The following is a 22,286-nucleotide window of genomic DNA, read 5'->3' on the forward strand; positions in this document are numbered from 1 at the left end:
AAGAGAGGGGTATATCAAATGAAAACATCTAAGAAGCTTAGAACGCTGCTGCTCACCGGAACAGCCGCGCTGCTGCTTATGTCAACCGTAGCCTGCGGATCTGGAGAGAAAGACGCTGCCGAGCCGGAAAAGGTTACCTTGAACATCATGCATCCATGGACCTCGCCGAACGTGGATAACGAGGTGTACAAGGAACGGATCGCGGAGTTTGAAAAACAGCATCCCGACATTATCATCAAGCAGGACGGGGTAGCGGCAACCGAGTACAAAACGAAGCTGCGCACGCTGGCTGCCGCCAACAACCTGTCGGATATTAATGTCGTATGGCCCGGCGCCGATCTGGCTCCTTTGGTAGCCGGGGATCTGCTGATGCCGCTGGATGGCCTGATGGACAACTGGAAGGATATTTTGCCGGAGGACGCATTGGCCGGGTTCAACCAGAACGACAGTCAATTTGCCGTGCCGACCAAACAAACCTTCGTGGATATTATTTACTACAACAAGGAAATGTTCGCTGGAGTCGGTTATGACCAATTTCCGGCTACCTACGACGAGTTCATTGATGCGGTGAAAAAGCTGAAGGAAGCCGGCATTACGCCGATCTCTCTGGGCAACAAAGAGAAATGGCCGCTTCAATCGTCCTTCATGTCGATTATCGGTGACCGTTATGTAGGCAGTGACTTCTTACAGAAAATTCTGAACAAGGAAGCCAAATTTACCGATCCCGAATATGTGAAAGCGATTGCCGTCATTGACGAACTCGCCAAGCTGGGAGCATTTAATACCGATGCAAACAACATGGATTCCGTGCAAGGCCAGGACTACTTCATACAAGGCAAAGCAGCCATGCATATCTCTTCTTCCACCGTTGACGGAAGAATCCGCATCAACAACGACGAAGGGGACAAATTCGGCATTGCGCTCTTCCCGAGCGTCCCTGACGGCTCCGGCGATCCGGTGAAAAGCGCGGGCGTCGTTCAGTACGGCATTTCCATTAAAAAAGGATTGAGCGATGAAAAGAAAGCGGCTGCCGAGGAATTCATTAAATTTTTTGTTAATGAGGACCTGTACAAAGATCTGATCAGTAAAGGCGTTGTCGTACCGGCCAACGTTGAAATTCCTGAAGATGCGAGTCCATATCTCAAGGAAATGCTGGAGTTGACCAACAAGGGAACGGCGCCGGTATTCGACAGCGTGATTCCGACCCAAGTTACCGATGTCATGCAGAACGGATTGCAGGCTCTGACGATTGGCAGAGGTACGCCGGAAGAGCTCGCTCAAGAGGTTCAGGAAGCGTTCGACAACATGAAGTAAGGGCGAACTTCCTAAGTCAAGATCATGATGGTACAAAGAAAAACCCGGCAGCGGGTTTTTCTTATTAAAGGCAGAAAGAAAGGAGTTACGCCAATGCATACGCTTAAGCATACGAAATGGGCTATTTTCTTGGGCTTGGCGCCAGCACTCATTATATATATATGTATTGCCATTTTTCCTATCGGCTTATCGGTTTATTATTCCTTGATGAACTGGGATGGGATCACGCCTATGCGTTTTATCGGGCTGGACAATTTTGTTGATATTTTTAAGGACGATATTTTTTGGCTCTCCGTTAAAAACAACGTCATCATTATGTTTACAGGGATCGCGGGACAGATCCCGCTTGGCCTCCTGCTGGCCTTGCTGCTGAATCGAGGGCTGAAGGGCTCCAGTTTCTTCCGGACGATCGGATTCCTGCCCGTGGTCATCTCATCGGTCATGGTGTCCCTGATCTGGGGCATGGTGTACAACACGGAATACGGGATGCTGAACAATCTGCTTGGTGTTTTGGGACTCGAGAGCTGGCAGCAGAATTGGCTGGGCGATCCGTTTTGGTCCATGATCTCGATCAGCATCGCTTATATATGGCAAAACTGCGGACTGTACATGATTATTTTATTGGCAGCTTTGCAGAACATCCCCGATGAAGTCAATGAGGCGGCAGCCCTTGACGGGGCGACCGGATTAAACCGGATTATGCGCATTACCATTCCGATGATCCGCGGGACATTGCTCGTTTCCGTTGTCTACAGCATCAGCAATTCGTTCCGTGTGTTTGATCTGATCCAGATCATGACCGGCGGAGGACCGGCCCATGCAACAGAGGTTATGACCGTCTATATGTATAACAACTCATTTATGAATATGAGATTCGGCTACGGCAGCGCGGTATCCGTATTGATTCTTCTGTTTAGCCTTATCGTTATTACAATCGTGAATCGAATTGCTAGAGAAAAAGAATAGAAGGGAGAGGGAGGAGATGTACAGACAAACGAAATGGTTCCATTTATCGGCATACACATTTTTGGGGATATTCGCTATTATTAATATAATCCCTTTCTTTTGGATGATCGTAGATTCTTTCAAAACCGAACAGGAATATGCGGCGAACCCGTTCTCCATACCAACCGAACTGCAATTCTCCAATTACGCAAAAGCGTGGGAAGTTGCGAATATGGATACCTACTTTCTCAACAGTATCATCGTAACCGTGGTATCGTTGGTCGTGACGGTCCTTCTCGGATCGCTTGCGGCGTACTTCTTGGCAAGGTTCAATTTTAAACTGCGCGGAGCGACTTACGCGATATTTTTGCTGGGCATGGTCGTTCCGATCCACGCGACCTTGATTCCGATCTTTCTGATCATGCGGAACCTGCATTTGCTGGATACGCATTTATCGTTGATTCTACCTTACACGGCCTTCCATTTGTCGTTGACAATCTTTATTCTGGAAGGCTTCATGAGAGGATTTCCGAAGGATCTCGAAGAATCAGGCGTCATGGACGGCGCGGGCGTCTTCAAAATTTTCTGGTCGATCATTTTACCGATCACGCGTCCGGCCATTTCAACTGTCGTGATTCTAAACTTTATCTATAATTGGAACGAGTATTTGTTTGCGCTCGTCTTGATCAGTTCATCGTCGCTGAAAACATTGCCGCTCGGACTCGCCAACTTTGTCGGCATCGAGACGGCCAGCCTGACGCTGCAAATGGCGGCATTAACGATCGCGCTTATACCGATCATCATTTTCTACCTGCTGCTGCAAAAACAACTGGTTAACGGCATGACGGCAGGAGCAGTTAAAGGTTAAACAGGTTTCAATTCTACATCATGAGGACATCGAAAGAGGGAATGGACATGCGCAGCAGTTTTGGCTGGATCGGGAATTATGGTCTGAAACAGAAAGCACTGGTCATTTTCCTCTTTTTTGTCATTTTGCCTACGCTTGGGGTCGGCGTCCTTGCTCAAGACAAACTGAACGAAGTGCTGCGGGGCCAATTTATCCAATCAAGCCAGCGCAGTCTGGAGATTGTAACGAATCAACTGGAAGAGCAGACGACCATGATTGAGGATATTGCCGATTATTTGATACTGAGCAATGACATGCGTCAATATTTGCGGCTGGATCCACCGCCGGAGAGTGAGAGAGCGGAGCGGTTGAAGCAAAATCTCGAAGGTTTCCTGACGTTTCAGTTAATGTCCAGAAATTATATCAAATCGATATCCATCACCGGCTTTAACGGCAATTCCATCGAGATGGGCGAGCCGATTCACGGCAACGAAGAATCATGGAACCAGCTCGCGGACGAGCACAAAGGCGGGATCGTGTGGAGCAGTGCCTATCCTTCAACCAGCGGTTGGTATGGAGAAGTAAGCCTCGTGTCCTTGTTCCGTGTACTGAACTCCTACGACGAGATCACGCTGCCGCTTGCCCGGCTCGTGATCCGTATGGATGAAGCCAGTATATTCAAACAGCTTCAGCGGGGGTTAACGCGGGACGAAGGGATGGTATTCATCGTGGATTCCGATGGACGGCCTGTTCTGCCCTCCAAAGACAGGTTTCCCTTGAATATCGGCGATGAGGCAGCGTTTAAGGATATCGTAACCGCAGGGACGATGGGCACGTCTACTTACCGCCATGACGGTAATGAATATTTGACCTTTCATCAACGGATGGAAAACACCGACTGGAATATCGTTTCCATGGTGCCCAAGGCTGCGCTGGATCAGGATCTACGCGGCGTAACCATATTGATGAAGGTCATTCTCGGCGGGATTCTCCTGTTGGGTTTATCGGCCTTGATCGGCTTCCACTATACGATTATCAGACCGATCCTGCGCTTGAAGATTGAGACCAACCGGGTAAAACTCGGCGATTTCTCCGCCAGGGTCCCTATTCGTTCCAAGGACGAGATTTCCGAATTGAACCGCAGGTTTAATGATATGGTATCCACGATTCAAGAATTGATCGAGCATAAATACAAGCTGGAACTGCGGGAGCGCGAATCGGAGCTGCGTCTGCTTCAGGAGCAGATGGATCCGCATTTTCTCTATAACACGCTCGATATGATCCGCTGGACCGCCAGGCTTGAGAAGGCGAGCGAATCCAGTCAGCTCATCGAAATCCTGTCTCGATTCTTGCGTTCCAGCCTGAACAATGGCCAGTACGAGACCAGCCTGGCAAAGGAAATGGAATTTGTCCGCTCCTATCTGTATTTGCAGCAGAGGCGGCTGGGTACAAAACTGAAATACGCGCTTTACATGGAATATGATCTGGCAAATACGCTAACTCTGAAGGCTACCATTCAGCCATTGGTTGAGAATTTCCTTAAGCATGGCATCGATCGGGGGGAGCCGGTAGCGAAAATATCGGTCAAAGCATACAAGCGTGAGGATGAAATGTGGATCGACGTACAGGATAACGGGCGCGGAATGGACGATGTGACCTTAGAGGAGGTCCGGGAGACTCTCCGTAAAGGGGCACAGACCGGTCACAATCGAGGAGCACTCTGCAACATCCATGAACGTCTGTACCTATTTTTCGGAGAACGCTACGGTCTGGAAGTAATCGAGGCTTCAACGCAAGGTACCTTGATTCGCCTCAAGCTCCCACATTCTGAAACCTACGGTGGTGAATCGCATGATGCAACACGATAAGACAGTAAAAATGCTGATCGTTGATGATGAACCCGTGATCTGTCAAGGCCTGCGCTATACGATTGATTGGGCGGATCATGGCGTTGAAGTCGTTGCGGAAGCCTATGACGGCAGTGAAGCGCTGCAGGTGGTCCAAGAACAAGAGATTGATTTGGTTCTGACCGACATCCGGATGGAGGGAATGGACGGTCTTCAGCTTACTAAGGAGCTGAAGCGCTGCCACCCCCAGATTCGGGTCATCATGATCAGCGGTTATGAGGAATTCGAGTATGCACGCCAAGCCATCAAGCTTGATGTAACCGATTACTTATTGAAACCCGTTGATATTGAAGAATTGGTGGCGGTCGTGGCTGGAATCGTGGAAGACGTTCGCCGGAAGGATACCCGTCTTGATGGTTCAGTGAAGGATGCCGAGCTTTGGCTTGCCGAAATGGCCGCGCCGTACGAAACTTCAATAGCTAAGCCTGTGCCTCCATATCTACTAACCAGTGCCGAGTATAAACTCATAGCCACGCAGCTGGAGAAGTTCTCGAACCTCGCGGCTTCCGTGACCGAACAAGATTTTGCGATACTTCAGCAATTGTGGCTGCATACGATACGTGATAATCTGGAATCATGCGGAGTCCGTCACGTATCCGTATTCGTGCATAAAAATTTGCTGATGACCCTGCTGATGACGGATCAACCGCTATTGAAAGGGCAGTGGGATGAAATCCTGCAAAATATGCTGGATTCTTGGCCGAAAGAGCATCGCATGTATTGCGCGGTATCGGATGCCTACACGTCCTTGGGCCAAACCGCCGCCATGTGTTCGGAAGTTCGAAACCTGCTGCCTTATCATGCTTTGGATAACTGCCCTTTACTGGATTGCGCATATAAGAACAAAGTGGATAACGGCCGGGTGCTGCGCGATTTTGACAGTGCGGACATGGTCTCGAAGCTGTCCGTGGCGTTATTCAAGCAGGATGCTGATATGCTGGAAGAGCTGGTGCGCGGCATGTTCCAATTTTTCCGCGATCAGCGCTATCTATTGACGGATATGGTGAAGGTCTGTGACGAATTATCGATTATGCTGCGGCAGCGCCTTCGACAAAGCGGGCTGACCCAGCTTGAGCATGGCCTGGAAAGGGCGTTCGATCTGGACGTATACAATCATCCCGAGGCGATCCGGCAGGCGATATCCACGGAAGTGTTTGACCTACTGCAGCTCATCGACAAGGTTGGCATCGACCGATCGTTCTGGATCATTGAGAAGGCCAAGAAGTATATGGCGGAACATTATCTTAGTGACCTGAAAGCATCGGAAGTGGCCGCGTATTTGAAAATTACGCCGAGCTATTTCAGCAATATTTTCAAACAAAGCACGGGAAAAAGCTTCAGCGAATACATGAACGAACTGCGCATTAACGAGGCGAGAAATCTGCTGTTGACAACGCAGGACAAGGTGTTTGAGATTGCAGATCGCGTCGGGTATAAAGAATACAAGTATTTTGTATCCGTCTTCAAACTGTACACGGGAATGACACCCAAGAAATATCGGGTCTTGAATATCAAAGAATAAGCATACTGACCAGATTGGAAGGAGAAGGGGAAAATGGATAAGTATCGGAATGCGGCACTTCCCGTTGACGAGCGCGTAGAGGATTTGCTGTCGAGAATGACGCTGCGCGAGAAGGTCGGGCAGCTGAACCAGCACTTGTACGGCTGGATGGCATATCGGCAATGCGAAGGGACTGAAACGGAGTTTGAACTAACCGAATTATTCAAAGAGCATGTCGAGTGGGGAGCAGGCATGGGGGCGTTGTACGGACTGTTCCGGGCGGACCCTTGGTCCGGAGTGACCTATGAGAACGGGATTCCTACGCAAGACAATGCCAAGGTAGCGAATGCCATACAGCGCTATGTGATCGAACACAGCCGGCTTGGCATTCCTGTTCTTCTCTCGGAGGAATGTCCCCATGGTCATCAGGCGCTTGACGGAACGCTTCTGCCCGTTAATACGGCTATCGGATCGACGTGGAATCCCGAATTAATTGAACGCGCCTATTCCCATGTGGCCTCCGAAATCCGCAGCCGCGGGGCTCACATCGGCTTGGTATCGGTACTGGACATCCTGCAGGATCCGCGGTGGGGACGCTCCGAGGAGTGTTACGGGGAAGACCCGTACCTGGCTGCGCGGATGACGGAAGCGGTTGTGCACGGCATGCAGGGAAGAGAGCAAGAAGAGTGGAAGCGCCCGGACAAGGCGGCAGCCGTGCTCAAGCATCTGTGCGCTCAGGGAGCAGGGCAGGGCGGTCGCAATGCAGGACCGGTTCCCCTTGGCGAGCGGGAGCTTCGCGAAATTCATCTGCCGGCTGCGCAAGCCGGAATCAAGGCAGGAGCGGCTGGGGTCATGGCGGCCTATAATGAGCTTGACGGCATCCCATGTCACGCCAATGATAAGCTGTTAACCGGCATTCTGAGAGATGAATGGGGGTTCGATGGGATTGTCATGGCGGATGGAACGGCCATCGACCGTTTGGTAGCCATAACGGGAGATTATGAGTCGGCGGCAGGACTTGCCCTGTCATCCGGGGTTGATCTTAGCCTGTGGGACAAGTCGTTCACCACGCTTGAACAAGCGGTGAAACAAGGGAAGGCCGATATGGAGTACATCGATCGCGCGGTGGCTCGAGTGCTTCGGCTTAAATTCAGACTGGGACTGTTCGAGCACCCATACATAGACGAAGGCTTGGCAGCTGCAACCGTCAATAATGCTGCCGCTAAAGACTTGAATGCATCCGTCGCAAGAGAAGCGGTTGTGCTGCTCAAGAACGACTCAAACATACTGCCGCTGAATAGCGGCCGGATCAAACGACTGGCGGTCATCGGCCCTAACGCGGACAGGCTTTACAACCAGCTTGGAGACTACACCAGCGTTCAGCGCGAGGGCAGCGGAGTCACGGCGCTTCAAGGCATTCGGATGGCTGCACCCGCAGGCACGGACATCGTCTTTGCTCCCGGATGCAGCGTGCGAGGTATGTCCACGCATGGCCTACCCGAGGCGGTTGAAGCAGCCCGTTCCGCGGATGCGGTCGTGCTCGTACTTGGCGGCAGCAGTGCCCGTCAATTCGGAGATACGTTTGATAGTAATGGTGCAGCCATTGTAGCTGAAGGGGATCCGACGGAAATGGATTGCGGTGAAGGCGTCGATCTAGCCGATCTCCGATTAGGCGGCATACAGGAGCAATTGGTCCGGGAAATTCACGCGCTCGGCAAACCAGTTATTACGGTGCTCATTCAGGGACGTCCGCTGGCCATCGGCGAGGTAGCTGAGCTCAGCGATGCACTGCTGTGTGCCTGGTATCCAGGAAGCGAAGGAGGCCGCACCATTGGCGAGATCCTGTTTGGACAGGTGAATCCCAGCGGCAAGCTTTCCGTATCCATACCACGCTCCGTGGGTCAATTGCCGGTTTATTATAATCAGAAGAACGCTGGACAGCCTCGTCCCTATGTCGATATGCCGTCCAAGCCGTTATATCCGTTCGGATTCGGTCTTGGTTACAGCATGTTTGAATACGGAACTCCAACGATTTCGCAGAAGGAGATGACGCTGGAAGAGCTTCGATCCGGAGGCCGTGTCGAGGTCAGCGTGGAAGTGAGAAACAGCGGAGACATGAAAGGACTTGAAACCGTACAGCTCTATATCCAAGGCGATCAATCAGGGATTACCCGTCGTTTGCGGGAATTAAAGGGATTTAAGAAGATAGCGCTGGAGCCCGGCGATGTAAGCATCGTCACCTTCGAGCTTGGCTTCGAGGAATTGGCTATATGGAATCGAAACATGGAATTCGAAGCAGTCCCTTGTCGAGTCAATATCGTAGTGGGGGCCCATTCGGATTGGGAAACCGGTATTGTTCAGTTAAGGTTAAAGTCCTAAAACGAAGCTCAAACAAAAAAGGGTTCTTAAACATTAGCACGATGCATCGATACTTGGAGGCAGCAATTAACGCTGTCTCTTTTTGTCGTGAATGAGCACTTTCGTTGACTAGAAGAAGAAATTGGGATATGATTTTAGAAATCACGGAAAACATTATCGTTTTATTATTTTCCGAATAGGGAGGTGTGCCTATTGAAAGAGCGAATTGTTGCGGCGGCAAGCCATGAAGTCAAGAGAAGAGGATTACGCTTTACGATGGGGGACCTTGCCAAGCGACTGGGTATGAGCACGAAGACGCTGTACGGATGGTTCCCTTCCAAGGATGTGCTGATTGCAACGATTCTTCGTGAGGCCATTATCGAACTTCAAGAAAAAGAAAAGGACATCATGACTAATCCTGAACTGACTACGCTCGATAAACTTAAGCGATGTCTTATCCTCATTCCGACTGATTTTCAGTTTATCGGATTAAACCTCATAACCGAGCTTCAGCGTTATTATCCTGATCAATGGAAGACGCTGGATGAATTTCTGAATAAACAGTGGGACAGCATCACTGAACTATTTGAAGAAGGAATCAATCAAGGATTGTTACGTCCGTTTAATACTAAAATTTTTATTGATTTGTATGTTGGAGGCCTTTATCGCTTAATTGAGGACTCGTCTGAAAATAAAAGCAGCATTACGCTTCAGGAGAGTCTGCGGGATATGGGAGAGATCCTGTTATCCGGTATTATTCAGAAGGAAGTTTGAACGATCATTATTCATTATGGAGAAGAGAGGGCAACACATGAGTAAATCATTAAAAGGTTTATTTTTATTTACGGATATCGGATTTATTTTGTATTGGGTCATCACCGCACTAGCGTTAATTCCCAAGGAATATTTATATCAGGATTATACCAATGAGCTGTTAGTAGCCTGGAATTGGTCGTTCTTCCCGCTCGATATATTCATTTCCATCACCGGAATGTACAGCATTTACCTACATAAACAGATGAATATAAAGTGGAGAAGCGTTGCCTTAATCTCGCTCATCCTGACATTTTGTTCCGGACTGCAGGCGATCGCTTTTTGGATCATAAAGTCCGATTTTGACATCATGTGGTGGACGCCTAATCTGTACCTCATGTTATATCCATTGTTCTTCATCCCAAAACTGCTTGAGACCAAAGAGCCGTGTTAATTCACGGTTTTTTGATTTTCGTTTTCCTAAGATCGGATGAACATTCGATAAAAGTTACTGCCGACCTCTTCTGAGCGCTGGTGAAAAAAAGGGCTAAAGGACCATGCGATTCGTCTAACTTTAAGTATTTTATACACGGGAAATTCCTGAGGTACATGGTAAACTCAATAGTGGATCCCCCATTTTTTGTAATGAAGCAGAAACTTGATTGGAATGAAACGATGTTTCTGTATAAAGAGAGGAGGAAGATATCCTATATCATGGCAAAAATGCCCGCATGAACCTTGTCTTTCGTGCGTTTTCGGGGGCAGTCCAATTTCTTTCCTACTATTAATGGAGGTGTATTGATGGTTGACGTTCAAGGGTTGAGGCATATGAATAGGCATTTAAAAATGCTAACGTCCGCAATACTTGCAGCTCTCGTGTTTTGTTTGTCCGGATTGCCCGCATTCGCGGCGACTCCTGAGAAAACAATCAACGCTTCAGCAACGCTCGCCTACAACTTAAAGGGACTTAATCATAATGTGGCCGTTCAGAAGGCTTATATCGCGGATAAATATCTCTATGTCACGCAGCGGTCGAAGGGAAATTGCTATCTTTCAAGATTGCTCATTAACGGGAAAGACGCTACTTATGTAGATGAAATGACCGTTACGAATACCGGCCACTGCCAAACGCTGGATATGTATACGTACAATGGCATCAATTACTTTTACTTTAGTTCCAAAGCAGATCCTTCAACGGATTATTACTGGTCGCTGCAGGTAGCTAGGCTGCAATATTCGGCTGGCAAGACCGTGGATTATACGGATTTGCATCGCTTCACCTACATGAATTACGCCAATAAAACGGGGGCAAGGCTTGGTGAGACCTACCGTGTGGATGGCGGCGGCAACAGTACGCATACGGTGTTCCGGGTTCAAACCAAAGAGGGAACCGTAACATGGTCGATTTATGACACGGTCGCACTCAATAAGCTTCTGGACAGTAATGAACAGGTGCGAATGGACAGCGCAGCTGCGGTTAACGCCGCCGTTGGCAGCTTTACGCAGTCGGGCAGTGCAATCGTAAGGCCGAACGGATCCTTCCAGGGGGCCGATATGCTGGGTCAGACGAAAATATATACGTCAGGCGGTGCCGAAGGCGATATCCCGCAGATTGCCATGATGACCAACGCAGGGACATTCAAAACCCTCGTGAAAATAACGAATGTGGGGAACCATGAAATCGAGGGCGTACAGACAAAGAACGGCAATGTTTATTTTACGATCGTTACGGACCCGGTAAACAAAAGAGATACGCAAAAAGTGTATTACGTTCCGGATAGCATATTTAATTAACTTCCACCGAGTTAGCCTCTGATAACTGTAACAACAGTAAATTTAGCATAGTTGGCATTCGACTATGGAAGGGAGATTTGTCCATGAAAAAAGGCTTCGTCTCGTTTATCGCCTGCCTGTTGTTTGTTCCGATGTTTACAACGGGGGTGCTGGCGGCTGGAAAAGGACAAGGCAAAGAAGTAAGCACAACGGTGATGTCTTACAATATCCATCACGGAGTTGGATTGGATGAGCAGCTAAGCCTGCAAAGAATCGCCGATGTTATCCGTGATTCCGGCGCAGAGATTGTCGGCCTTCAAGAAGTGGACCGGTTTTACGGGGAACGAAGCGACTTTCAAGACCAAGCGAAGGAATTGGCAGGTTTGCTCGGATATCACTATGCTTATGGTGCGAATCTAGATCTGGAACCTGCGGAAGGTCAGACGAATAACCGCCAGTATGGTACAGCCATCGTAAGCAAGTATCCGATCCTTCGATCCGAGAATGTGCTGCTGAGCAGCTTCGGGAAGGAGCAGCGCGGTGTTCTACACGCTGTTGTCAATCTGAAGGGGATCCACGTGGATGTGTACAACACGCATCTTGGATTGGACGTCACCAGCAGAACGGCACAGGCGGAGGAAATCATTGAGCTTGCATCAGCTTCTGAGGGACCGGCGCTGCTGATGGGCGACTTCAACGCAGAACCAAACAGTTCAGAGTTTAAATTCTTGCTGGACAGCGGTTTATTCGTAAACAGCTTTCAGGGAATCGAAGATGCCTATACGTTTCCTGTAATCAATCCGTCGGCAACGATCGATTACATTCTGACCTCACCAGATGTTCAGCATTCGAATCAGCGCGTGATCCATACGGAAGCTTCGGATCATCTGCCTATCGCAGCCGAAGTATCATTCAAGCGTTAGGAACTTGCCATCATTCCGCCTTCATGCCGACTCTTCGGACTTTCGATGTCACACGGAAATCAAAAGTTGTATTTTTATAAATTTCACTCCATTGATCTGCGGTTTTGACATGGCTATTCCAATAAGATGGTTTTCTGGCTCGTACCAATTCGCCGAATCCGAAAATATCGGATTCTTTTTTTTGCGTTTTTTGGATGAGTCCGAGCATGAGTTCTTTAACGGATCGTTCGTTCTCCCGCGCAATTTCTTCAAGTATATGCGAGTTATTGAGCGGGAGGGTTTCCGTGTTTTTCTCTTCGAGATTCACTTCCGTCACTGCCGTGATCGTAAAATGAGGAAGGCCGTTCTTGATGTCTACCTTGATTTCAGATTCCCGGTTCGTTGCATGAATGGTAACAACCTGAGAATCGTCTCCGATATGAATGATTCCTCGGTATCCTGCCGGACTGATTCCCTTGATGACCAAGTATCCGGCAATTTCAAACGGTTTCGTCACGCCGACCAATTTGGCCCCTTTGAAAAAAGCCATGCCGCTAATTTCGACGTTCTCCCCCTTCATGATTTGGATATAGGGCAGAAATCCTTCCTGCCCCTTCTTCGAAGAATTGTTCCAAAAGGTTCCGATATAGTCGATCGGGAACTTGCCATGCTTAACGGCATCGTCCAGCGTCGAGGACAAATACAATGCCGGGACGCGCTCCAGCTTCGGAGCAGCCTCCATCAGTTCCTTTGCTTTCCCCTTGGACACCATCAACCAGGCCATACGTCGAACTTCCGCGTTTCGGTGAAGATAGTCGTTTAAGTTCTCCATTCCCTTTCTGGCAAACTCTTCAGACACGACGATGACGCGGAGATGTCCAAAAAACAATTTGCCTGATATTTGCTGCTGGAGATTCATCATCGCATCATCGACGGTATGCCCTACAACATCAAGCACCCACACGGTTTCTTGGGCGCCTTCTCCCGAAGCACCGCCTTCGCCGGGTCCGAGCGGTATCCTGCCGGGAAGAGCGATTTGAACGGATAATTGGATCATTTCCTGTTTCGGTGCGGGATATTTCCCTCGAAGATGAGAAATTTCATCTTCACGAATCTCGGCATCCTTGTCGGCCGTGTCGATCGATATGCCCAGTACGACCGCGCGTTCCTCAATCTCCATCCGATCCCAGCAGCCTGTCAGAAGTGAGCAGAGGAGAAGAAGGATCATGAATTTTAGGTTAAGGCGGGTATTTACTCTCTTACTCATTGAGATCCTCCTGAGCTCAGACATTTAAACTCACACGAAGACTTTAACAAGGACGATAACCAGAGACCAAACCGTTACGATTCCGATATTGATCCAGCCCAGCACGCGGGATACTTTTTTTTCCTTGGCCATATTAGATTGCAAGTACTTATTCGTGTCGATGAACAGATTAAACAAGCCGGAGAAGAGCCAGATCAGAATGGCAACATCCAAATAACCGCTGTAAATTTCCCCGATCATTTGGCTGCACCTCTTTTTTTGCGCAGGATGGCGATGACCAGCAGGATTCCGGGATACGCGATAGTAATCAGCAGTCCATATTTGGATATCATGCTGTTCACTTCATTCAATTGAATCAAGCTTTGGGGCAGCATGGCCAGGACGAATAGAATGGGCAGGATGAAGAAGGATATCATCCCGTGATCCGCTAACCGGAAGAGCTTGCTTATCGAGTAAAGCGTAAAGTAGTAACAAGAGAACAAGGATGTAAATACAGCCGTTACCCATACGGCTAGAAAGACTGCATCCAAGCGTTCTAGCACATTGGCAGGCAATGAAGTTGCTTTGGCAAGCTCCAGTGTCGGCCACAACAGTTTTTTTGTTTCCTCGGCTCCGAACACGCCCACCGTTGCAGCCACGATCAAAATGTACAAAGAGCCGGTTACCACCATGGCCCATAGGCTGGACCGCATTGCTCTTTCGGGTTTGCACATGGCTGGAATGACCATCATCATAATAAAGTATCCTTGGAACACGGTGGAGAGCGTAATAATGCCTGCCGGTATGCCTCCGGGTTCATTTCCCCATACAGGGAGAACATTGACCAAATCTGCATTTTTTAATGAAAGGGCGACGATCAAGAGCGCAGGTATCAGAATAAAGGGGCTGTAGAATAAGTGGATATATGCAAATGTCATAATATTTCGGCGTGAAGAAAATGCAGCCAGGAGCAGCATGACCAGCACGGTTACCTCCAGCGGTGTATTCTTCAGGACGGCCGTAACGACAACCTCACCGAATTCTCTTGCAACCAGAGAGCTCAAAACCGCAAAAAACGCAATCGAGATCACGCTTGTGATTCGACCGAACCACTTGCCGATGATGACTTCGCTGTACTCCACATATGAGTCGTTCGGAAACCGCATGCCGAGCCGGGTCATGAAGAAAAGTCCGACAAACGCCAGCAGCATTCCCAAAAAAGTAACGAACGGAGCCCCGGCATCCGCAGCTTTGACCGCAGACAAAGGGAGTGCAAGCACACCTACTCCCACAATGGTGCTGATCGTAATGGCAGAGGCCTGCAGGACCGTGATTTGGCGCTGTTCATTCATGGTTATCGACCTTTCTCGTCGTTAGGTTGGACGGGATTCATGATATTGGTTGAGGAATGATCCACCTGCTCCTTCATTTGATCACCGAGCCTTGATGTGTTCAGCGGTTGGAGGAAGGAAGGCCTGTTCTTCATCTTCCACAGCGGTCCGCGAGTCAGAAGATCCCGCATGCCTTGAAAGTTTCCTGGCACGAATGGGCTTAGATACGGAACCCCGAACGATTTAAGCGACAATAAATGATTGGCAATCAGAATGATGCCGACCATGACGCCGTACAAGCCGAAGATCCCGGCTAATATGATCAGCGGAAAACGCAGAAGACGGAGCGCAAGCGCCGCGTTGTAGGCCGGCGTTGCGAAAGACCCGATGGTCGTTAATGCGATGATGACGATGGTGATCGGACTGGCGAACCCGGCAGATACCGCGGCCTGTCCGATGACGAGCACGCCGACAATGGATAAAGCGCCGCCCACTTGTTGCGGCAACCGGATCGTAGCTTCCCGTAAAACCTCCATCGAAATTTCTATAACGAGCACTTCGACCATTGCAGGAAACGGGACGCCTGCACGTCCACCCGCGACGGCAACCGCAAATTCCGTGGGAATCAGCTCAGGATTAAAGGAGATAATCGCTACATACAACGAGGGAAAAACCAAGGAAAATATCAAAGCAACCAGACGGGACAGCCGGATCGCACTCATCAATAAAAATCGCTCGGTATAATCTTCGACCGTTTGATAGAACTGGCTGAATACCGTTGGAGCGATCAAGGCGAGCGGGGAACCGTCGACCAGAATGGCCACTCTGCCTTCCAGCAGATTTGCTACGACTTTGTCGGGCCGCTCCGTATACTGGATTTGCGGAAACGGAGACCAATGATTGTCTTCGATAAACTGTTCCAGATACCCTGAATCCAGCACGGCATCGATTTCAATGGCGTCCAGGCGCTTATTCACTTCTTTAACGATGCCGGGATTGGTGATGCCATCCATGTAACAGACCGCTACCTTGGATTTCGTTTTCGTTCCGATCTCCATGGATTTCACGCGGAAATCCGGCGTTTGCAGCCGGTAACGGAGCAGGGAAATGTTGGTGCCGAGCGTCTCGATGAATCCTTCCCGGGCCCCGCGGATCACCTGTTCTGTAGCGGGCTGTTCTATCGAACGCTGCGTTATTTTTCGTGTATCAATGATAATAGCCTCGTCCAGCCCTTCGATCGCTACAACTGACTGTCCCCTTAGAAGATTGTCGGTGAGTACGCGGATTTTTCGTTCCGAGTATCCTTCGCTGTGATAGAGCGTATCTTTCATCAACGTGTCCATCAACGCATGGCGAGGCAGGTCTGAAACATCGAGATGGAGAGGGCCATATTTAAGAGGTCTCAATAAAGTATTATTAATGACGGCGTGATCCGTCATATCGGAGAAATAAAACAACACGGCCGGATGCTGCCCGAACACATGGAAAGGATGTATCATAAAATCGTCGTTATCGCCCAGAATATTTTTGATTTCGGATGTGGTCTCTTCTAGACTCTCCGATATGTTCCGGCCCTCTGAACTCGCATCATTTGAATTGGAAGAGACTTCGTTATGGGATTCGTTCGAACCCGTCCATGTGGAAAATGGCATTGTTGTTTACACCTCTCTTGTTAAAGGGTGGTTCTTAGCAGTTAGATAGTTTGGTTAAGTATTTCCTCTGATTGTTATTTTTATCAAAGGAAGCCATCTAATGTATTGTATTTAATATAAGTATGCGATATATTGCATATAACAAACTTGATTAGTAAGGATGATTAAAACTATGCCTGTACCTAAGAATTTTGTCTCTCCCGTACGGATGACTGCAAAGGAAAGAGCGTTCTCCCAAATTCAACGGTGGATTATCGATGGCACGTTGCAGCCCGGAGAGAAATTGCTTGACGCTGAATTGGCGGAGTCCCTTGGCGTAAGCCGAACGCCTATCCGGGAAGCTTTTCAACTGCTCGAAGTACAAGGACTCGTGTCCACGCATCCTGGAAAAGAAACAAAAGTTACAGCCATTGAGAGGGAAGATATCTTTAAGATGTATTCGACCATGGCTGCTCTTCAAGCATTAGCTGCCGAAGTGGCCGCTACCATTATTGTTCCGGCGCAGATCCAGCAATTGCAAGCGATTAATCTGGATTTTGAGAATGTCATGAAAAGCGGGCAAGTCTATCAAGCTATGGAGTTGGATGAGCAGTTTCATAACTTGATTGTGGAACTCTCCGATAATCCATATGTCGCTACATACAGCGCTTCTCTTCAGATGCATATCCGGCGGTTTAAATACGTGTTCCTAAAACAACCGATCGCTGCTACACAAGCCTCGGTCGATGAGCATGCATTAATTATCAGCGCCTTCGAGCAGAAAGACAGCGAGCGGGCACAGGCCATGATGAAACAAAATTTTATACGTCCCATGCAGGAACTTCATGGGTTACTCTAAATAGACAGGAGAGGGAAGGATGACAAACAAAAAAGACTTGCGTATTCGCAGTAAAGTAATCAGTGAGGGGGTCAATCGGGTACCGAACAGAGCGATGCTTAGGGCTGTTGGTTTTACAGATGAGGATTTCAAGAAACCGATGATTGGCGTAGCCAGCACCTGGAGTGAAGTGACTCCGTGCAATATGCATATAGACAAGTTAGCCATAGAGGCCAAGCAAGGGGTACGCAACCATGGCGGCGCTCCGCTTATTTTTAACACGATCACGGTTTCGGATGGCATTTCGATGGGACATGGCGGAATGCTGTTCTCCCTGCCCAGCCGTGAAGCCATCGCGGATTCGATTGAKATCGTGACGGGGGCCGAACGATTCGATGGTCTCGTGGCGATCGGCGGTTGTGACAAGAATACGCCCGCATGCCTGATGGCGATCGGAAGGATGAATATTCCTGCGGTTTACGTTTACGGCGGTACCATCCAACCTGGGAAACTCGAAGGCAAGAACGTGGATATCGTTACAGCTTTTGAAGCAGTGGGGCAATATCATGATGGAAAAATGTCGGACGAGCAGCTCCATAAGGTTGAGTGCAGCGTCTGCCCGGGACCGGGCTCCTGTGGGGGCATGTACACAGCCAACACGATGGCCGCTGCGGCAGAAGCCATGGGGATGAGCCTGCCCGGGTCATCCTCCACACCGGCTATTTCACCTGACAAGGCAGCGGAATGTGCTGCCGCTGGAAGGCAGGTCATATCCCTGCTGGAGCATGAAATCTATCCCAGGGACATCATGACCAAAAAGGCATTTGAGAATGCGATAACGGTTGTCATGGCTTTAGGCGGTTCAACTAACGCGTTCCTGCATCTGCTCGCCATCGCTCATTCGGTTGGCGTAGATTTGACATTAGACGATTTCGAGCGAATCCGTTTGCGCGTTCCCCACCTCGCAGACCTCAAGCCAAGCGGACGACATGCCATGCAGGACTTAAACGAAGTGGGCGGCATACCGGGCGTCATGAAATTGTTGCTCGCGGAGGGGCTTCTGCATGGGGATTGCCTGACGGTTACAGGCAAAACCTTGGCAGAGAATCTGGCGGAGGTTGCACCGTTAATGGACAGCCAGGAAATCATTCACCCTATCGATAAGCCGTTGAAGCCAAATGGGCCATTGGTTGTGCTAAGAGGTAACCTCGCACCTGAAGGTGCGGTTGCCAAAATGTCGGGTATGAAGAAGCTGCGTTTTGTCGGACCGGCAAAGGTGTATGACAGCGAGGAAGATGCAACCGAAGCGATCCTGAAAGATGAAATCCGCAAGAGTGATGTGTTAGTTATTCGTTATTGCGGTCCAAAAGGCGGACCGGGTATGCCGGAGATGCTGTCGGTAACGGCTCTCATTGTAGGCAAAGGTCTCGGTGGGGAGGTAGCGCTGATTACGGACGGTAGGTTCTCGGGAGGATCGCATGGGTTCGTAGTTGGCCACGTATCGCCAGAAGCACAGGTAGGAGGGCCGATCGCCCTGCTGAAGAATGGAGATATGATCACCATCGACAGTGAAACGCAAGAAATGAACTTCGACGTATCGGATGCAGATTTCGCTGTACGGGCACAAACATGGCAGCAGCCTCCACTCAAGGTTTCCACAGGCGTATTATACAAATATGCACGATTAGTGTCCTCAGCATCTAAAGGTGCGGTCACCGACTCAGCAGAATAAGATCATGTTCCAGCCTGAATGATGGGCTATTGCCAACAAGCTCTTGCCAATTCGCAAGAGCTTGTTGGCATATGAATGGACCAGGGCCATATTCGCAACTTTTGGATTCTCTATATTGAATAAACAGAGGGAAGTGCTTTTGACATAAATAGATCAAAATGCTGGCAAAAAAAGCATGGGGAGACTAAAAATTATGGCTAGGGTATGGTATGATTTTTAAATCATTATTTTTGCAAGCGTTATCATAAGAAGACTACATATCGATTTATAATGTCCTGTTGGTCCTGTTCTTTACATCCAATACCAAGAAGGAGCAGACGATATTGGGAACATTCAAATCCAAAATACTCATTTATAGTTTACTGCTGGGATCCTTCCCGACGATTCTTATCGGATTTTTCTCTTATTTTATAGCCGCCAAAGATGTGGAGGAGAAGGTAAACGAGGGAAATATGCATCTGTTGAACCAGACCCGGATGAGGGTCGAGCAAGTGCTCGATTCCATGCAAAGAACCGCCCTGCAGTTTGAGAACTCTTCGCTGCTGAAGTCTGTGATGGACAGCAAGTTAAGTGGACAGGACTTTATTAAGGTCCGGGAACTGATGAAGGAAATGTTTAACCTGCAGACGCAGACTATATTAAATCAGGTGTATGTCGTTAATCTGAAGCATGAATGGGTCGTGGATTTAAATTCCCTCAAACCTCTGGAGGGATTGAACAAAACCGAGTTCGAGCGGTATCTGGATACCAATGATAGCATATTCTGGGCAGCGGGCTCGGGAGAAATCTCGCAAACCGCGAATCCGGTGGAGACGGATCATTGGAACAGCGCCGAACAAACGGCAACAACCCTTCGGCTGGTGCATAAAATACCGCTGCTGTCGAAGAACGCGTCGCCGACGGGTATTCTGATTCTGCAAATCACCGCCAAAGATATCCGGAGCATGCTGGAGCCCGTCAATTTGCGGGCCGCCCAGTATATCCTAAACGAGCAGGGAGATGCATTCCTGTCGCCAGTTCAGGATCGTGAGGCTTACCGTTCGATCAACGGAGAGATTTCGGCAAGGATTCAGCAGTCCGATCAGCTCCAAGGTGCATTCCATGCCGAGAGCGAAGGTAAAAAGGTGAGCGTGCTGTATGCCAAATCGGAATATAACGGGTGGACCTATGTATCCGTCGTATCCCTGGATAAAGTAACGGACCAGACAGGAAACATTGCGCTGATTACCGCCGCCGCCTGTTTCGGGATTATTGTGACCGTGCTGATTGCTTCCTGGTTTGGCAGCCGGAGGATGTATTCTCCAATCCGCAGACTCCATGAGTTCGCGACGAACGTTCAGCCGCAGCAGGCCGATGACAACCGCAAAGATGAGTTTGAGTTCATTCGGGAGAGCCTGACCTCCCTTGCCGTTTCCAGAAACGAGCTGGACAAACAGATGAAATCCCAAACGGTCCATTTGCGAGAGTTCTATGTCCTGAAGCTGTTTACTGAGCAAATGTCCGGAGCCGATGACAAGTACGCTTCCGAACGCTACGGGTTTCCAACGGGCTGGGGAAGCCTCGGGGTGCTGCAGCTTGAGCTGGATAACCTTCAGCAGTCGCGGTTCCAGGAACAGGATCGGGAGCTTCTTCTGTTTGCGGTAAGCAATATCGTCTCGGAAACCCTGCCGGAAGAGGCCCGCTTCAGTCCGATCGTGCTGAATCATTCCCAGGTGACGCTGCTGACCTGTAAAGAAGAGGATGCCGAAGCCGGGCAAGCTTTGTTCTATGAGACCGCTCAGCACATCAAAACCAAGGTTCAGGAATACCTCGGGCTCGAATGCAGCATCGGCATCAGCCTTCCATTCAAGCGGTTGTCCAATGCGAAGCGCGCCTATAAAGAAAGCAGCCAGGCACTCAAATTACGATTTATTCTCGGATCGAATATCATCGTACGCTATGCCGATATTGTGGATCAAGGAAGTGCAGAGAAGACAGTATACACGAAATTAAGACTGATTGAAGAACAGATGATGCTTGCCCTTGAAGAACGACAGCTTGAGAAGGTGGAGCAGCAGTTTCAGCGTTATTTGGATGAATTGCTGTGCAAGGACGGGCTTTATCAAGAGCATCATTTATTGCTGCTGCAGCTCGCGTCCAGGACCGTAAGCATAGCCCAGGAGCAGGGACTGTCGATGCAGCAATTATGGAATGGCGAAGAGGAGTTGAAGCTTCTGTTCAGGCTGCAGACACGAAGCGAAATTGCGAGCTGGTTCCACTCCAAATTGTTTAAACCTGTGATCGGGATTCTGGAGGACATGGCAGATAAGCAATTCGTAAGCATTACCCGCCGAATCGTGGAGATCGTGCAAGAGCAGTATGATAAAGACATTTCACTCGAATACTGCGCGGCGGTCATGAATTTTAATCCGGCTTATATCAGCCGGGTATTTAAGAAAGAGATGGGTGTGTCCTTCAGTGAATACTTAAGCGAGTACCGAATGAATATAGCCAAAAATCTGCTGGCCACGACCGAGATGAAGGTCTCGGAAATCGGCCAGAAAGTGAGCTACACAAATATCAGCGCCTTCATTCGTACGTTCCGTCGGACATTTGGGGTAACTCCCGGCCAGTACCGGGAGCAGCATAGTGAAGAAGGCTAGCTTGAGAATGAGCAGCTCGATCCGAAGATGAAGACATACCCGGCTGCATGATGGCTCAATTTTGAGTAAGCCACCATAACAAGAACTTAATGGAGCTGTTCCATCCGTAGAATGTTCTGCGGTGGAGCAGCTTTTTTGCACGAAAAAGAACGCCCGTACGGTGCCATTATAAATATAGATTCGGGACCATTTATTCCATGGCTAATGTAGACGGCAAAGATCCTGTTCTTATCTGCATGTCATATGCGGCATATAGAAGGTGGAATACGGCATATGCAGGGGAATTGGTGAAATCCTGTAACCCTTGCTGGAAATGCATTTACCGAGGGCTGGTGCGGAAGTCATGAACGGAGTATAGCCGGACACGAGGATGGTGACGGATAATTAATCCATGAAAACGCATACAACCAACAAAAACGATGTTCAAACAGGCAATGCCCATGCTTCCGAAGCGAGCTTTGTTCGAAGCTGATTAAGGAAGTAACGCTCACAAAACTAAGCGCGTGCTTCCGATGTGAGTTTTGTTCGAAACTGATTCAGGAAGTAACGCTCACAAAACTAAGGGC

Annotated in this window: 17 protein-coding genes; 13 read left to right on the top strand and 4 right to left on the bottom strand. The window is 49.1% G+C overall.

What is annotated here, in order from left to right; translation table 11 throughout:
* Nucleotides 1-18: 18 nt before the first annotated feature.
* The 10 genes from ACPV3A_RS24540 to ACPV3A_RS24585 all read left to right on the top strand — a co-directional run bounded on the left by ACPV3A_RS24540 (nucleotide 19) and on the right by ACPV3A_RS24585 (nucleotide 12,321).
* Nucleotides 19-1,314 carry an extracellular solute-binding protein gene (locus ACPV3A_RS24540; protein WP_426201794.1) on the top strand — a complete coding sequence of 432 codons (1,296 nt, stop codon included), beginning with the start codon at nucleotides 19-21 and terminating at the stop codon, nucleotides 1,312-1,314.
* A 93-nt stretch (nucleotides 1,315-1,407) separates the two neighbouring features.
* Entirely contained in the window at nucleotides 1,408-2,280 is an 873-nt protein-coding gene (locus ACPV3A_RS24545) for a carbohydrate ABC transporter permease (RefSeq protein WP_194542433.1), read from the top strand.
* A 16-nt stretch (nucleotides 2,281-2,296) separates the two neighbouring features.
* On the top strand, nucleotides 2,297-3,127 hold the full coding sequence (locus tag ACPV3A_RS24550) for a carbohydrate ABC transporter permease (protein ID WP_009592052.1): 831 nt from the start codon (nucleotides 2,297-2,299) through the stop codon (nucleotides 3,125-3,127).
* A 47-nt stretch (nucleotides 3,128-3,174) separates the two neighbouring features.
* On the top strand, nucleotides 3,175-4,974 hold the full coding sequence (locus ACPV3A_RS24555) for a cache domain-containing sensor histidine kinase (protein WP_426201797.1): 1,800 nt from the start codon (nucleotides 3,175-3,177) through the stop codon (nucleotides 4,972-4,974).
* Nucleotides 4,958-6,535: a response regulator transcription factor gene (locus ACPV3A_RS24560; RefSeq protein WP_426201799.1), complete on the top strand. Its 1,578-nt coding sequence runs from the start codon at nucleotides 4,958-4,960 to the stop codon at nucleotides 6,533-6,535. Before ACPV3A_RS24555 ends, ACPV3A_RS24560 begins: the two co-directional genes overlap by 17 nt.
* A 33-nt stretch (nucleotides 6,536-6,568) precedes the next feature.
* A complete protein-coding gene (locus ACPV3A_RS24565; RefSeq protein WP_426201801.1) occupies nucleotides 6,569-8,893 on the top strand; it encodes a glycoside hydrolase family 3 N-terminal domain-containing protein in 2,325 nt (774 codons plus the stop codon).
* 192 nt (nucleotides 8,894-9,085) lie between these two features.
* Nucleotides 9,086-9,646 (top strand): TetR/AcrR family transcriptional regulator, encoded by a 561-nt coding sequence (locus ACPV3A_RS24570; RefSeq protein WP_426201803.1) that lies wholly within the window; start codon nucleotides 9,086-9,088, stop codon nucleotides 9,644-9,646.
* A 37-nt stretch (nucleotides 9,647-9,683) separates the two neighbouring features.
* Nucleotides 9,684-10,079, top strand: a complete 396-nt coding sequence (locus tag ACPV3A_RS24575) for a YvaD family protein (RefSeq protein ID WP_194542436.1) — start codon at nucleotides 9,684-9,686, stop codon at nucleotides 10,077-10,079.
* 347 nt (nucleotides 10,080-10,426) lie between these two features.
* Nucleotides 10,427-11,419: a helveticin J family class III bacteriocin gene (locus ACPV3A_RS24580; RefSeq protein ID WP_194542437.1), complete on the top strand. Its 993-nt coding sequence runs from the start codon at nucleotides 10,427-10,429 to the stop codon at nucleotides 11,417-11,419.
* A gap of 83 nt (nucleotides 11,420-11,502) precedes the next feature.
* Nucleotides 11,503-12,321 (top strand): endonuclease/exonuclease/phosphatase family protein, encoded by an 819-nt coding sequence (locus ACPV3A_RS24585; RefSeq protein WP_426201805.1) that lies wholly within the window; start codon nucleotides 11,503-11,505, stop codon nucleotides 12,319-12,321.
* Nucleotides 12,322-12,331: 10 nt separating this feature from the next.
* On the opposite strand, the gene ACPV3A_RS24590 is transcribed toward ACPV3A_RS24585, so the two are convergent.
* The 4 genes from ACPV3A_RS24590 to ACPV3A_RS24605 are packed head-to-tail and all read right to left on the bottom strand — an operon-like array spanning nucleotide 12,332 to nucleotide 16,529.
* On the bottom strand, nucleotides 12,332-13,567 hold the full coding sequence (locus ACPV3A_RS24590) for a Ger(x)C family spore germination protein (protein ID WP_426201807.1): 1,236 nt from the start codon (nucleotides 13,565-13,567) through the stop codon (nucleotides 12,332-12,334).
* A gap of 30 nt (nucleotides 13,568-13,597) precedes the next feature.
* Nucleotides 13,598-13,807: a CLC_0170 family protein gene (locus ACPV3A_RS24595; protein WP_426201809.1), complete on the bottom strand. Its 210-nt coding sequence runs from the start codon at nucleotides 13,805-13,807 to the stop codon at nucleotides 13,598-13,600.
* Nucleotides 13,804-14,898 (bottom strand): GerAB/ArcD/ProY family transporter, encoded by a 1,095-nt coding sequence (locus tag ACPV3A_RS24600; protein WP_426201811.1) that lies wholly within the window; start codon nucleotides 14,896-14,898, stop codon nucleotides 13,804-13,806. Before ACPV3A_RS24600 ends, ACPV3A_RS24595 begins: the two co-directional genes overlap by 4 nt.
* 2 nt (nucleotides 14,899-14,900) lie before the next feature.
* The gene (locus tag ACPV3A_RS24605) at nucleotides 14,901-16,529 is read right to left on the bottom strand and encodes a spore germination protein (RefSeq protein WP_426201813.1); all 1,629 of its coding nucleotides are present in this window, start codon (nucleotides 16,527-16,529) and stop codon (nucleotides 14,901-14,903) included.
* A gap of 172 nt (nucleotides 16,530-16,701) precedes the next feature.
* On the opposite strand from ACPV3A_RS24605, the gene ACPV3A_RS24610 reads away from it, so the two are divergent.
* From ACPV3A_RS24610 to ACPV3A_RS24620, 3 genes are all read left to right on the top strand, one after another.
* A complete protein-coding gene (locus ACPV3A_RS24610; RefSeq protein ID WP_426201815.1) occupies nucleotides 16,702-17,367 on the top strand; it encodes a GntR family transcriptional regulator in 666 nt (221 codons plus the stop codon).
* Nucleotides 17,368-17,386: 19 nt separating this feature from the next.
* Nucleotides 17,387-19,078: a dihydroxy-acid dehydratase gene (ilvD, locus tag ACPV3A_RS24615; protein ID WP_426201817.1), complete on the top strand. Its 1,692-nt coding sequence runs from the start codon at nucleotides 17,387-17,389 to the stop codon at nucleotides 19,076-19,078.
* Nucleotides 19,079-19,401: 323 nt separating this feature from the next.
* The gene (locus tag ACPV3A_RS24620; RefSeq protein ID WP_426201819.1) at nucleotides 19,402-21,720 is read left to right on the top strand and encodes a helix-turn-helix domain-containing protein; all 2,319 of its coding nucleotides are present in this window, start codon (nucleotides 19,402-19,404) and stop codon (nucleotides 21,718-21,720) included.
* The last annotated feature ends 566 nt before the right edge of the window (nucleotides 21,721-22,286 follow it).

The organism is Paenibacillus sp. Dod16, assembly GCF_049893405.1.
Lineage (GTDB): Bacteria > Bacillota > Bacilli > Paenibacillales > Paenibacillaceae > Paenibacillus_AQ.